Origin of the sequence: Bacillus sp. KICET-1, from assembly GCF_027721405.1 — a bacterium.
GTDB classification, from domain to species: domain Bacteria; phylum Bacillota; class Bacilli; order Bacillales; family Bacillaceae; genus Bacillus; species Bacillus velezensis.
Genome location: NZ_CP113515.1, coordinates 3,591,172 through 3,604,650 on the forward strand (window position 1 = coordinate 3,591,172; position 13,479 = coordinate 3,604,650).

A 13,479-nucleotide genomic window follows, 5' to 3' on the forward strand; every position below is an offset into this window, starting at 1 on the left:
AGGAGAGGAAGCTCGTGAAAATTGCTAAGGTTGGAAACGTCATTGAATTTAAAAACGGATTAACCGGTATTGTTGAAAAAGTAAATGAAAACTCCGTCATCGTTGATGTAACCATCATGGATAATTATCGTGACCTTGAATTAGATTCCCTCACTGTCGTCAACCATAAGAATTATAAAATCATCAGAGACTCCTATTAAACCCCCCGAACATCCGAACCATTTACATATCCCGCACAAAAGCTGCCGCCCGGCAGCTTTTTCAAATGAATTCAGATCTCGGTCATTTCTACATAAAAATCACCGGTCTCATCTTTATTGTAAAGATTTGTGACGGATGTATAGTAGTTGGTTATTTTACCGCGGAATTCAAGCCCGCGCTCGGGCGCCTTGATGTCAAATGTTTTTTCATACAAAAGGACGGCAATATCATGATACGTTTCAGAGGTCACCTTCAATACAAATGAAATCATACGGCCGTTTTTGCCCGCACTTTCTTTACAATCATACATTTTCAGCCTTACACCGTTTAACTCTAACGGCTCCATAACGAACACTCCTTCTTTTTACAGGACATGCTATCATGCTGACCATTCCTTTACAATTTAATCCGCTCCGAATGAGAAAAAACAGCGCAGGTCTTTACAAACATACGTTCCCTATTTTATAATGAAACAGACGAGCTGCCATCCAGCACCCGTCACGTAATGAAGCGGCGAGTACACTCCCCCGGGTTTACTCGTCTTTTTCTTTTCTTTAAATGATCTCTCTTTTCCTTATAGAAGTTCTGTGCGAATATCATGCACCTTTTTGGCTGCGTGGCAGAGACGAAAAATACCCCCGCTTAAAAGGCGGGGGTATTTAGGTTATATTCCGAGACCGTACTCCGTCTGAAATTAACGGTTGTCAATCGTCTCCGGATACATATCATGATTCATCATCCGATGTTCGGCCATTTTTTCATATTTTGTTCCCGGTCTGCCGTAGTTTGTATACGGGTCAATGGAGATTCCGCCTCTTGGCGTGAATTTGCCCCATACTTCGATATAACGCGGATCCATTAATTCGATCAAGTCATTCATGATGATGTTCATGCAGTCCTCGTGGAAATCTCCGTGGTTGCGGAAGCTGAAAAGATACAGCTTCAGCGATTTGCTTTCCACCATTTTTTCATCCGGAATATAGCTGATGTAGATGGTTGCGAAGTCCGGCTGCCCTGTTTTAGGACATAAAGATGTGAATTCCGGACAATTGAATTTTACAAAGTAGTCACGGTTTACATGTTTATTAGGGAAGGATTCCAGCACGTCCGGTGCATATTCGAACAAATAATTTGTACCTTGGTTGCCTAGTAATGTTACACCTTCTAATTCTGATTCTTTTCTTGTCGTCATGTTCATCTTCCTTTCTATTATACTCCGCGTTTGTTGCCCCATAACAGGGTGTGCAGCTGCGGGAGCACTCTGACGAGATTCAGCTCCGCATCGACAGCTACCTTATCAACAAGCGCTTCATATTTCCCAAGCAAATGTGCAATCAGTGACTGATCATCTGTCGTATGGACGTTATCGTTTCCGACCTGAAGGTAAAATGGAATATTCGGATACCGCTTGTGCACGGTTTTCGCAAATTGCAGATCTTCATCATTAAAAATGACAACCTTTAAGCTGACCGCGTTAAGCCTTTCTGCCGCATCAAGCGAAGACACAATGTGATCGAGCTTTGCAAAATCGGTTGTCATCCCCGAACTTGGCGGCTTCGGTGAAATCGTCAGGTCGTTAATCATTGTGAACCAATCCTGATAGACCGTTCCCTGCGTTTCTAAAGCGGCGCGCACCCCGTGCTCTTTCAGCAGCAAAATCAGCGCGTCAAGCTGCTTTAACAGCGCCGGGTTTCCTCCTGAGATGGTGACATGAGAAAAGGCGTCTCCGCCGATTTCTCTCAGCTCGCGGTAAATGTCTTCCGCTGTCATCCAGCGGATATCTTTTTTGGCTGAGCCGTCCCATGTAAAAGCGGAGTCGCACCAGCTGCAGGAGTAGTCGCAGCCCGCCGTGCGGACGAACATGGTTTTCTGGCCGATAACCATGCCCTCCCCTTGTATCGTCGGTCCGAAAATTTCTAATACCGGAATTCCTTTAGCCATTCCTATCACCTTTTTTCGGGCGGTATACGCAATAGCTTGTCGGGGTTTCCCTGACAAAAACCTGCACGCAGACCGGCTGGTTCTCCAGTGTTTCGAGGTAGGACTGCACCTTATCATAAATCGTTTTGGCCACGACCTCGGTCGTCGGCAGTGAATATCTGTCATCATCAGAAAATTCCTCATGGTCATTCAGCAATGTATGGTCATAAGCGCCGTGCACCAATTTCTTCAGCACGCTGAAATTCACGAGAAAGCCTGAATCGTCCAGTTCATCCCCCGCAACGGTAATATTTACTGTATACGTGTGCCCGTGGACTCTGCTGCACGCTCCTGCGCTTTCGCGGGGAATAAAGTGCGCGGCTGAAATGTGCATGTCCTTATTTAACTCAAACGAATAAGGATGCTGAACCTGCGGGTAAATTTGAGAAAGCAATTAGTTCCGCTCTCCTTTCATTTTCATATATTCATCATATCCTTTATTGCGGAGCAGGCATGCCGGGCATTCGCCGCATCCGTCCGCAATGATGCCGTTATAGCAAGTCAGTGTATTATTCTTTACAAAATCAAGCGCGCCGAGCTCATCCGCAAGTTTCCACGTTTCTGCTTTGTTCAGCCACATAAGCGGCGTATGAATGACGAACGGCTTTTCCATCGCCAAATTGACGGTGACATTGCAGGATTTGACAAACTCGTCACGGCAGTCCGGGTAGCCGCTGAAATCAGTCTCGCAAACACCGGTAATAATGTGGCGCGCACCGATTTGATATGCAAGAATCGATGCAAAGGATAAAAATACAAGGTTGCGTCCCGGTACAAAGGTTGTCGGCAATTCCCCGTCCTTCGCTTCAATTTCGATATCATCTCTTGTCAGCGCATTCGGCGCAAGCTGATTTAAAAGAGACATATCAAGCAAGTGGTTTTTGACACCGAGCTTTTCGGCAATCGATTTTGCCACATCGATTTCTTCTTGGTGACGCTGATTATAATGGAATGTAACAGTTTCCACTTCTTCAAAGTTTTGCAAAGCCCATAATAAACAAGTCGTGCTGTCTTGGCCTCCGCTGAACACCACAACCGCTTTTTCTTTTTTCATGTCTTTCTCTCCCTTATCTATCATTCCATAAAAAAAGCGCCTTTTTCGGAGAAGGCGCCCTAAAAAACATAAAAAAACCGTATCCAAGGATACAGCTCGTCCTTAGTTTTTTATAGAGGGTGTAGCTAGAACCTCTCCCGCATCAATACGGATTTTCTTCTTTTTTCACTTTTGCTATCATACCATAATATTGTTTCCCGTGACAATAAAAAAACAGCCTGAAACCTGTGTCAGGCTGCAAAAGCGGATTTAAGCCCCGCGTTTTTTCCCCGGAAATACCATCAGCGCAATCCCGATCAGAACAAATAAAGCAGGCCAGAAAACAGAAACCGGAATGATCGGCTGATACGTCATCATAAAGCAAAGTGCTGTCAAGGTCAGCACCGCAACCGGGATGAGCAGCGCCTTCTGTTTCCCGCCGAACAGCCACAGCTCAAATAAACCGAATGCCGTTGCCAACAGGTAAACAGGCCATGTCACACCGGAGTAGGACCAATTGGTTGCCGTTTCAAAGACAAACAAGATCCCCGTAATCAACAAGATGCCGCCCGGTACGAGAAGTCCCGCGTTTTTGACAGGTTTCGGGCCGAAAATCGGAATGTGAAAAGCGGCGCCCAGCAAAAGAATGAGAGCGGGCCAGCCTCGTTCGCTGATGACTTCATTTGCATTGGTGAATATGCCGAAAATGCCCGCGGCGCACAGAACCGCAGCAGCAGTCAAAAGCCCCCTTTTCCTTCTGCCGAACAGCCAAGCTTCAAACAGGCCGAACGCAACGGCAAAGAGGTAGACAGGCGATGTCATACTTGCGTATCTCCAATCCGTCAGCGTTTCAAACCATAACAAGCCGCCCGTCACAAGCAAAATGCCGCCCGGAATAAGAAGGCCCGATCTTTTTTTCGGCTGCATAAAGGCAGCGGCGTGAAACAAAAGCGCGGCTGCGATGATCAAAAGCGGCCACAGCCCCGGCATCAGCATACCGGCAAAGCATAGTGCTCCCACGGCAGTCAGGATGAAAGCAGGAATCAATACACCTAACTTCCTCCCGCCGAAATACCACAGCTCAAACAGACCGAGAGCAGGCGCCCATATATAAACAGGCCACGTCACGCCTGAATACGTCCATCCTGTTGCCGTTTCAAAACAATACAGGCAGCCCAGCACAAGAAACATACCGCCCGGTACGAGCAGTCCCGCCTGGTCAGGCGTTTTTTTCGCAAAAATAAATCCGGCGTGAAACCCTGCGGACATTATAATGAAAAGAAACGGCCACGCCGAACCTGCGGATATATGTATAACTCCCGCCTTCTGTAAATAAAACGCAATGCCGATACAAATAAAAATAAATCCCAATAATACACGTCGAGCTTTCATCTCTTACTCCTCCCCATCATTTCCCAATTCATTATACAGAAATGTCAGGAAAAAAGAAGGGGAATTCCCAAAAAATACAGACATTTTCCTTATATCCTTATTTTTCTTTCGGGATTTTTTTGCAAATCAATGCGCCGATAAAAGCGAGGCTCACATATCCAAACACCGGGTAAACGGTGGAAATCAGCTGTCCGTAGCCGATTTGGCTGATAATGAAAGCAAACGCCAAAATGCCGCCGTAAATATATGTACTTTTTATATGAAGAAAACTGTTTAATTGTTTTTCCAATCCGTATAGATTGCCGATGACTGACGTAAACACTTCCCCGAAAATAATAAACAAATAAATGATATGAAGCGAACGCGAATACGAATAGACAACTTGAGCCATCGGAATGTCAAACTCCAGCACATCCGGCAGCACCGATAATGATAAAAAGCTCGCGGCAAGCACCAGTGTCAAAAGAACACCGCCTAAATAAGCCCCCTTTCTGATCACCTTCTCTGAAGACATTTCGTTCGCAAGCGGCACAAGGACGGCTTGGGCGAGCGATAAATTTAACGCGCCGTAAGAGACGGCGGACAAAAGCCAATTCCACTTGTCAGGCCATACCCATTCGTCCGCGTTTCTCGTGCTTGTAAATACAAATGAATCAGCTGTCACGATAAAAGAGAAAGAAATTAAAAGCGGCACAACCAATATATTGACGCCGAACACACCTTTAACGCCGCTTGTCATGACGGCAAAGCTCAGTACGATCGTCAAAAGGATCCCCGCTTGTGCGGACCATCCAAGCTGTTCATGAAACAGCGCCCCCGCTCCGGACAGCATGACAGAGGTCACTCCCAGCAATATAAACATCATAAACATGTTTACGGCACGGCCGATGGACTGGCCGAATAAATATGTGTTCAATTCCTGATAAGATGCTGCGTGAATCCGTTTGGAAATGATCATGATTTTGGCGCCTAAATATGTAAACATCAGACCGCTTACCACGATACCGAACAGACCGATCCAGCCGAACTTCAGAAAAAACTCAACGATTTCCCGTCCCGTGGCAAAACCGGCTCCTACAACCGTGCCTACGTATACAAATGCAAGCTGACTTGCAGAACCTTTTGTTTGTCCCATTTCACCCTCCGGCTAAGCGCAGATTTGTCCAGGCCTTTATATATGCTTATGAGACAAGTCGCCCGAAAAGACGAACAAATCGTCCTTCCCCGGAGAAAACAGATTCAGCTCTCTCCTCTAAGCAAAAATATTGAAAGAAAAAAAGGGCCGGCGTATACTCTTCATCAAGAAAGGTCAAAGCATTTCATTTCCTTTCTGACTATATTGGTCAAAAATAATCAAACCTCACAAATATCACTTATCATGCTGTAAACATTTATTTTTCGGGGTTTGAAACAAAATACTTGAAAGTCAAAGAAGGTCAGAGTATACTATTAATCAAAGAAGGTCAAAGTTTCGGCCTTATTTTCTAATCCATTTGGTCAAAGATGATCAAACATTTTTCAAGGAGGTTTTGGCAAATGCGTTGTCAACATTGTCAGAAAAACGAGGCGACGATTCGCCTGAACATGCAAGTCAATTCCATTCAAAAACAATTCGTTTTATGTGAAACATGTTATACAGAATTAACCCGAAAACCGTCTATGAGCATGGGGCCGCAATCATTCGGATTCCCGTTTGAGCAAGGTTTCGCTCCCAATCAAAATAAACAGCAGGCCGGCCCTGAAAAAGGCCTGCTCGACGAGCTCGCTCAAAACGTCACAAACGGCGCAAAAGCAGGTCTGATTGACCCTGTGATCGGCCGCGATAATGAAGTGGCGCGCGTAATTGAAATTTTGAACCGCCGGAATAAAAACAATCCGGTGCTGATCGGTGAGCCGGGCGTCGGTAAAACGGCTATTGCAGAAGGCCTCGCGCTTAAAATCGCTGAAGGCGATGTGCCGAACAAATTGAAAAACAAAGAGCTTTACCTGCTTGACGTCGCTTCTCTCGTCGCCAATACAGGGATCAGAGGCCAGTTTGAAGAAAGAATGAAACAATTAATGAACGAATTAAAAGAACGGAAAAACGTCATCTTGTTCATTGATGAGATTCATCTTCTTGTAGGCGCCGGCTCTGCCGAGGGATCAATGGATGCCGGGAACATCCTGAAACCGGCGCTTGCCAGAGGCGAGCTGCAGGTCATCGGGGCGACAACGCTGAAAGAGTACCGCCAGATTGAAAAAGATGCGGCGCTTGAAAGACGCTTCCAGCCTGTCATGGTTCACGAGCCTACAATAGAACAAGCCATCAGCATTCTGGAAGGCATTAAAGATAAATATGAGAAATACCACGGCGTCACATTCAGCAATGAAGCGATAAACGCCTGTGTTACGCTTTCATCCCGTTACATTCAGGACCGCCACCTGCCGGATAAAGCGATCGACTTATTAGATGAAGCCGGCTCTAAGGCGAACCTGGAGCTTGATACCGTAAATGAAGAAGATGCGGCTGAGAGACTCAAAGCAATTGACGCGGAGAAAACAAAAGCGCTTCATGAAGAAAATTATGAGCTTGCCGCGAAACTGCGTGATGAAGAAGCGGCGTTGGAAAAACAGCTGGCGCATGAAACACCGGCCTCTTCACCTGAAATCGGGGCGGAGCATATTCAAGCCATCATTGAACAGAAAACAGGCATTCCGGTCGGAAAACTCCAGGCTGATGAACAAGTAAAAATGAAGGAACTTGAAGAGCATCTTCATCAGCGCGTCATCGGTCAGGAAAAAGCCGTGAAAAAAGTGGCGAAAGCGGTCAGACGAAGCCGCGCCGGCTTAAAATCCAAAAACAGACCTGTCGGCTCCTTCCTCTTTGTCGGACCGACCGGAGTCGGAAAAACCGAGTTATCAAAGACACTCGCAGATGAACTGTTCGGTACAAAAGATTCCATTATCCGTCTCGATATGAGTGAATACATGGAAAAACACGCCGTATCAAAAATCATCGGTTCACCGCCGGGATATGTCGGACACGATGAAGCCGGTCAATTAACGGAAAAAGTGCGCCGCAATCCGTACAGCATCGTGCTGCTCGATGAGATTGAAAAAGCCCACCCTGATGTCCAGCATATGTTTCTGCAGATTATGGAGGACGGCCGTCTGACAGACAGCCAGGGCAGAACGGTCAGCTTCAAAGATACCGTTTTGATTATGACAAGCAACGCTGGAACCGGCGAAAAACAGGTGAAAGTCGGATTCCAATCTGAAGAGAGCGTCCTGGAAGAACAAACGCTGATTGATTCACTGAGCGCGTTCTTCAAACCGGAGTTTTTAAACCGATTTGACAGCATTATTGAATTCCAATCCCTGAAAAAAGAACATCTCGTGAAAATCGTCAGCCTGCTTCTCACAGAGCTTGAAGACACATTAAAAGAGCGCGGCATCAGCCTGAGCGTCACCGATGATGCGAAAGAAAAAATCGCTGAAATCGGCTACCACCCCGCTTTCGGAGCACGCCCGCTCAGAAGAACCATCCAAGAATTGATCGAGGACGAAATGACAGATCTCTTATTGGATGACAACGAAATAAAAGCCTTCCATGTCGTAATGGAAGAGGACGGCATCAAAGTCCGGGCACAATAAGAAAAAAGCGGTTCCCTCCTTTCGGGGAGCCGCTTTTTTGTTTCTTTCTCCATGCCGGAAGGGAGAAACTGTGAAGAATTCGGGAACAATTTCTCAATCACCCTAAAGTTCCATGCACTGCCACCGATATTAACCATAGAAAGCTAGTATAAAGGATTTGGTGAAAACTATGGATAAAACATCGATTATCGGTATCATCCTCGCCTTGATTGCTTTAAGCGTGGGCATGGTGCTGAAAGGGGTCAGCTTAAGCGCACTCGCTAACCCGGCAGCTATTCTGATTATTTTGTTCGGTACGATTTCTGCGGTGATCATCGCATTCCCCGGAAAAGAAATCAAAAAAGTGCCTGCCCTTTTTAAAGTGCTGTTTAAAGAAAACAAACAGCTGACAATTGCGCAATTAATTCCTATGTTCTCTCAATGGGCGCAAATCGCCAGACGTGAAGGTCTGCTCGCATTGGAAGCAAGCATTGAAGACGTGGATGACGCATTTTTGAAAAACGGCCTGAGCATGGCGGTTGACGGACAAAGCGCAGAATTTATCAGAGATATTATGACTGAGGAAGTTGAAGCGATGGAAGACAGACACCAGGCCGGCGCAGCCATCTTTACACAAGCCGGCACATATGCGCCGACACTCGGCGTTTTGGGTGCGGTCATCGGCCTTATCGCCGCTCTTTCCAACATGAACAACACCGAGGCGCTCGGACATGCCATCAGTGCGGCGTTTGTCGCCACCCTTCTCGGGATTTTCACAGGATATGTACTATGGCATCCCTTCGCCAACAAACTGAAACGCAAATCAAAGCAGGAAGTCAAACTGCGTGAAATCATGATCGAAGGCGTTCTGTCAGTGCTTGAAGGACAGGCTCCGAAAGTGATCGAACAAAAACTTCTCATGTATCTTCCTGCGAATGAACGCGCAAAAGTCGCTGAACAAGAAGGAGAGGCAAACAATGGCGAGAAAAAAGAAGAAGAAGCATGATGACGAGCATGTGGATGAGTCTTGGCTGATCCCGTACGCGGATTTGCTCACCCTTCTTTTGGCTCTGTTCATTGTATTGTTCGCCATGAGCTCGGTCGATGCGGCGAAATTCCAAATGCTGTCTAAATCATTTAACGCCGTGTTTACCGGAGGCACGGGTGTTCTTGAATATTCAAGCCTCACCCCTCCTGAAAACGAAAAAGACGGCGTTGATCAGTTAAAAAAAGACAAGGAAAAAGATAAAGAACAGAAAAAGAAAGAAAGAGAAGCAGCCGACCGCGAAGAACTTGAAGGCGTGCAAAAGCAAGTCAATCAATTTATAAAAAATAAAAAGCTTGAAACTCAGCTTGAAACAAAGCTGACTAAAGAAGGACTCTTAATTACGATTAAAGACAGTATCTTTTTTGATTCCGGACGGGCGGATATCCGTCAGGAAGATATTCCGCTTGCCAAGGAAATCTCGAATCTCCTTGTGCTGAATCCGCCGAGGAACATTATCATCAGCGGACATACGGACAATGTACCGATTAAAAACTCACAATATCAATCTAACTGGCATTTAAGCGTCATGCGGGCCGTCAACTTCATGGCTATTCTGACAGAAAACCCGAAACTTGACGCAAAAGTTTTCAGCGCCAAAGGTTTCGGAGAGTATAAACCGGCCGTGTCGAACAAAACCGCTGAAGGGCGCAGCAAAAACAGGCGCGTCGAGGTATTGATACAGCCTAGAAACGCCGCGACTGACCAAAATCAGTAATATAAAAAAGGAAGCCTTTCAAATGGCTTCCTTTTTTATTTCTGATGAAAATGTTTAGCGTTTAATCCCACTCTTTTCAGCATTTCCGTACACATTTCTATCTCTTTATCACTCAGCACACTGATCATTTCTTTAATTTCTTCAGCATGATCAGGGAAAATATCGTCCAAAAGACGGATTCCCTTTTCGGAAATCTGTGCGAAAGTCACTCTTCTGTCAGTCGGCGAAGCTTTTCTGATGAGAAGTTCTTTTTTCTCTAATTTGTCAACAACGTATGTAATACTTCCGCTCGCTAATAAAATTTTGTCGCCGATCTGCTGAAGCGGCTGGTTGCCTTTGTGGTACAGCAGCTCAAGCACCGCAAATTCCGTCGGGTTCAGGCCGTGCTTATGAATATGTTTATTCATATGGTCGTTAATAGATCGGTACGCACGTGACAGTACAATAAATAATTTCAATGAGTTTTCTGTTTTATCCGTCATACATTCAATCATCCTTTTACAAAAGAAACCGTTACAGAGAAACATTAATAAACAAAATGAAAAATGTCAACAAAAATGTTTCCAAAATTTCTCTTCTTTTTGTCTGGCCTTAATAAAATAATTTGTTTTTCTATCATTTTGGTTATTTTTTCTTATTAAAGAAGTATAAAAATGATATAATACCTCTATTCAAGTGTAATGTTGGAGCGATGCAGAGTGAATACATTTAAAGGTGCCCGGGGAAAGATCAAACTTTATCTCATATTGGTGATCATCCCGGCACTTATTATCAGCTTTTTCATTAATGAAAAAGAAAAGCAGAAAATAGCCGATAAACACATACAGGAAGCCAGTATGATGCTCAACCTTCACCGCAATAAGCTCAATTATTTAATCGGTGAAACAAAAGCCCGGATGACAACACTTGCGATCGCTGTCGATAAGCCTGTCAATGAAGAAAAGATCATTGATATTCTCGATCAGGCTTTTGAGGATGAACCCAGATTCAGCGGTCTGTATATGCTGAATTCCAAAGGTGATGTCATCGCAAGCACGACTGATCTGAAATCAAAGGTGAATTTGGCCGACCGACCGTATTTTACGAAGGCGAAAAAGACGAAAAAAACGGTTATCACAAATGACTACTCCAGCAGAATTACAGGCCAGCGCATCTTCACGATCTGCGTGCCGGTGTTAGACGCAAAACGGGAAGTCACGGATTATTTAGTAGCCGCCATTCAAGTCGATTATTTGAGAAATATGATCAATATGCTGAGCCCTGACGTTTATGTCAAGGCAACCAATCAGAATAAAGTGATATTTGCCAGCGGACGGGCTGATCAATCAGAAGGGGTGCAACCGGTCAGCGGCTATCTGGATGATATTAATTGGAATATCAATGTTTATCCGAAACCGGTTGAGCTGAACGAGCTGACCAAAAGCGTGCTGCTGCCGATGTCCAGTATTGCCGTGCTGCTGAATATTCTGTTCATCCTCGTTCAATATTATCTGCTTAAGCGCAAGACCCAGCTGGAGCGCGCTCAAAATGAAGCGCAGAAATTGGAGCTGATCGGAACGCTTGCCGCCAGCACCGCCCATGAAATCCGCAACCCGCTTACAGGGATCAGCGGCTTCATTCAGCTTTTGCAGAAAAAATACAAATCGGAGGAAGATCAGCTGTATTTCTCAATTATTGAGCAGGAGATTAAACGGATCAATCAGATTGTCAGTGAGTTTTTAGTGCTCGGTAAACCTACTGCTGAACGGTTGGAAGTGAACTCGCTGCAGGATATTCTTGATGAAATTATGCCGATTATTTATTCTGAAGGGAATCTGTATAATGTGGAAGTGAATGTGGAGATTCTCGTCAATCGGCCGCTCAAGGTCAACTGTACGAAAGACCATATTAAACAGGTGATTTTAAATGTCGCGAAAAACGCGCTGGAATCCATGCAGGAAGGCGGCCGGCTGTCCATCTATTTAGAAGCCCGCGACCATAAAGCAGTCATTAAGGTGGCCGACAACGGAATGGGCATTTCTGAAGATATGCTTGAACACATTTTTCTTCCGTTTGTCACGTCAAAGGAAAAAGGCACCGGCCTCGGCCTTGTCGTATGTAAACGAATCATGCTGATGTACGGCGGTTCGATTGACATTCAAAGCGAAGTCGATAAGGGGACAGAGGTCACCATTGCCCTCCCTGCCGCTTCACGATGAAAAAAACACCCTGGATCGGGGTGTTTTTTATTTAAAGAAGAATATGTGTAAGAGGATATACCAGAGGAACGGCATCATAGCCGGCAGATAGTACGAGGCGCTTCGTGAGCCGTGCCAGCGGAAAAATCTGCTGACTGTACGCGGTCATCTTTCGGATGCGGCGCTTGATCAGGAAGCGCATTCAGTCTTCGTTATCTGTTTTATCATCAATCATTTGTTTGCTTCATATGCAGGCATGACGTCACCGCGGGAGAACAAGCCTATTTTCTTCACAAGGCCCTGTATTCCTTGGTGATGTGTACGATCACGGTTTACCAGCTGCTGATACGCGTTCATCAGACAGTCCAGTTCCTGGCTGTGCCTGATCGTGTCATATCCTGTAAACCCTTGCCTGTTAGCCGCATCTATCATCATTTTTCTTTTTTTATCAATAGATACAAGCAATTTTTCTTGTTCAGAATAACTGCCCATTCACTTCACCCCTCACCGCTAAAAGAATAGGAAACAAGTTTGATTGGGTTATTGAGCATTATTACAGATTATACTTTATTTGTAAACATTTTTTTACTAAATAACTTATTTTTTCATTTCATATTGGAATCTTTAGCATGAATACGAGAATAATACCCATTCAGGTAATGATATAAACAGAATGCGGCATATTCAAGATTTAAAAAACAGCCACAGCTGACTTTATATTACAATAAAAAACCTCTCATGCCGGCGGGGCATGAGAGGTTCGGGCGTCTATCAGTTTTGCACACTTTCATTTTCGTAAATCGGCACCCAGCCCTCAGTCGTCACGAAAATTCGGATTGCGACGACCCGGCGGTCTTCCTGAAGCGTAAAGTAGTGGCGGATGTTCTCCGGAACTGAAATCAAATCTCCCGGATTTAAACGGACATCGAAAAATGTGCCGTCTTTGCCTTGAATGACGAAGATGCCGTGTCCGCTGACGATAAAGCGGACTTCATCATCCGTGTGGTGATGTTCTCTTTGGAAATTTTTTAATAATTCATCAAGATTCGGCGTGGTATCTGATAAAGAAATGACATCCTGAGACTGATATCCGCGCCGGGCTGAAATATCCTGAATCTCCTTGTCAAACGCCGCGAGAATCCTTTCTTTTTCATCTTCTGTCAGATTGTATTTCTCCGAAAGCTCAGACGGAAGTTTTTCAATGTTCCACTGCTCATAGATCACCTCTTGTTCGTCTAAGAAGCGCGCTACTTCTTCCTGTTTTTCAATGAGCGTATTCTTTTCGTCATGAATTCTGATGGTCGCCATTTTCTATTCCTCC

The 13,479-nt window shown here is 45.1% G+C and carries 15 protein-coding genes and 1 riboswitch; of the genes, 5 read left to right on the plus strand and 10 right to left on the minus strand.

All coding sequences use genetic code 11. The features are described 5' to 3' along the window. Positions 1-14: 14 nt before the first annotated feature. The gene (locus OVA33_RS17870; RefSeq protein WP_003154669.1) at positions 15-200 is read left to right on the plus strand and encodes a YkvS family protein; all 186 of its coding nucleotides are present in this window, start codon (positions 15-17) and stop codon (positions 198-200) included. A 71-nt stretch (positions 201-271) separates the two neighbouring features. Here OVA33_RS17870 and OVA33_RS17875 read toward each other — a convergent pair whose 3' ends face one another. The 7 genes from OVA33_RS17875 to OVA33_RS17905 all read right to left on the minus strand — a co-directional run bounded on the left by OVA33_RS17875 (position 272) and on the right by OVA33_RS17905 (position 5,741). Then, the gene (locus OVA33_RS17875; protein ID WP_014417589.1) at positions 272-547 is read right to left on the minus strand and encodes a DUF3219 family protein; all 276 of its coding nucleotides are present in this window, start codon (positions 545-547) and stop codon (positions 272-274) included. Between the two features lie 348 nt (positions 548-895). Beyond that, positions 896-1,393, minus strand: coding sequence for a preQ(1) synthase (queF, locus tag OVA33_RS17880; protein WP_017417658.1), 498 nt, complete (start codon positions 1,391-1,393; stop codon positions 896-898). A gap of 17 nt (positions 1,394-1,410) precedes the next feature. Beyond that, positions 1,411-2,142: a 7-carboxy-7-deazaguanine synthase QueE gene (gene queE / locus OVA33_RS17885; RefSeq protein WP_017417657.1), complete on the minus strand. Its 732-nt coding sequence runs from the start codon at positions 2,140-2,142 to the stop codon at positions 1,411-1,413. After that, positions 2,135-2,575, minus strand: a complete 441-nt coding sequence (queD, locus tag OVA33_RS17890) for a 6-carboxytetrahydropterin synthase QueD (protein WP_003154678.1) — start codon at positions 2,573-2,575, stop codon at positions 2,135-2,137. The genes queE and queD overlap by 8 nt, the downstream gene beginning before the upstream one ends. Continuing rightward, entirely contained in the window at positions 2,576-3,235 is a 660-nt protein-coding gene (gene queC, locus OVA33_RS17895; protein ID WP_003154679.1) for a 7-cyano-7-deazaguanine synthase QueC, read from the minus strand. 96 nt (positions 3,236-3,331) lie between these two features. Then, positions 3,332-3,376: riboswitch (PreQ1 riboswitch) on the minus strand. Between the two features lie 108 nt (positions 3,377-3,484). Then, positions 3,485-4,606, minus strand: a complete 1,122-nt coding sequence (locus OVA33_RS17900; protein WP_025650399.1) for a hypothetical protein — start codon at positions 4,604-4,606, stop codon at positions 3,485-3,487. A gap of 97 nt (positions 4,607-4,703) precedes the next feature. Next, positions 4,704-5,741 carry a YkvI family membrane protein gene (locus OVA33_RS17905; protein WP_017417655.1) on the minus strand — a complete coding sequence of 346 codons (1,038 nt, stop codon included), beginning with the start codon at positions 5,739-5,741 and terminating at the stop codon, positions 4,704-4,706. 401 nt (positions 5,742-6,142) lie between these two features. On the opposite strand from OVA33_RS17905, the gene clpE reads away from it, so the two are divergent. From clpE to motB, 3 genes are all read left to right on the plus strand, one after another. Next, positions 6,143-8,239, plus strand: coding sequence for an ATP-dependent protease ATP-binding subunit ClpE (gene clpE, locus OVA33_RS17910; protein ID WP_017417653.1), 2,097 nt, complete (start codon positions 6,143-6,145; stop codon positions 8,237-8,239). A 169-nt stretch (positions 8,240-8,408) separates the two neighbouring features. Beyond that, positions 8,409-9,224: a flagellar motor stator protein MotA gene (gene motA / locus OVA33_RS17915; protein WP_007408461.1), complete on the plus strand. Its 816-nt coding sequence runs from the start codon at positions 8,409-8,411 to the stop codon at positions 9,222-9,224. Then, positions 9,196-9,981 (plus strand): flagellar motor protein MotB, encoded by a 786-nt coding sequence (motB, locus tag OVA33_RS17920; RefSeq protein ID WP_017417652.1) that lies wholly within the window; start codon positions 9,196-9,198, stop codon positions 9,979-9,981. The genes motA and motB overlap by 29 nt, the downstream gene beginning before the upstream one ends. 35 nt (positions 9,982-10,016) lie before the next feature. Here the strand turns inward: motB and OVA33_RS17925 are convergent, their stop codons facing one another. Continuing rightward, a complete protein-coding gene (locus tag OVA33_RS17925; RefSeq protein ID WP_063636601.1) occupies positions 10,017-10,463 on the minus strand; it encodes a MarR family transcriptional regulator MhqR in 447 nt (148 codons plus the stop codon). A 198-nt stretch (positions 10,464-10,661) separates the two neighbouring features. Here OVA33_RS17925 and OVA33_RS17930 point away from each other — a divergent pair, with 198 nt between their 5' ends. After that, a complete protein-coding gene (locus OVA33_RS17930) occupies positions 10,662-12,179 on the plus strand; it encodes a sporulation kinase KinD (RefSeq protein WP_104843305.1) in 1,518 nt (505 codons plus the stop codon). Between the two features lie 210 nt (positions 12,180-12,389). Here OVA33_RS17930 and OVA33_RS17935 read toward each other — a convergent pair whose 3' ends face one another. Together OVA33_RS17935 and OVA33_RS17940 are read right to left on the minus strand one after the other, a co-directional pair. After that, positions 12,390-12,650, minus strand: a complete 261-nt coding sequence (locus tag OVA33_RS17935) for an aspartyl-phosphate phosphatase Spo0E (RefSeq protein WP_003154690.1) — start codon at positions 12,648-12,650, stop codon at positions 12,390-12,392. A 279-nt stretch (positions 12,651-12,929) separates the two neighbouring features. Beyond that, entirely contained in the window at positions 12,930-13,466 is a 537-nt protein-coding gene (locus tag OVA33_RS17940; protein WP_017417650.1) for a 1,2-dihydroxy-3-keto-5-methylthiopentene dioxygenase, read from the minus strand. Positions 13,467-13,479 lie beyond the last annotated feature (13 nt).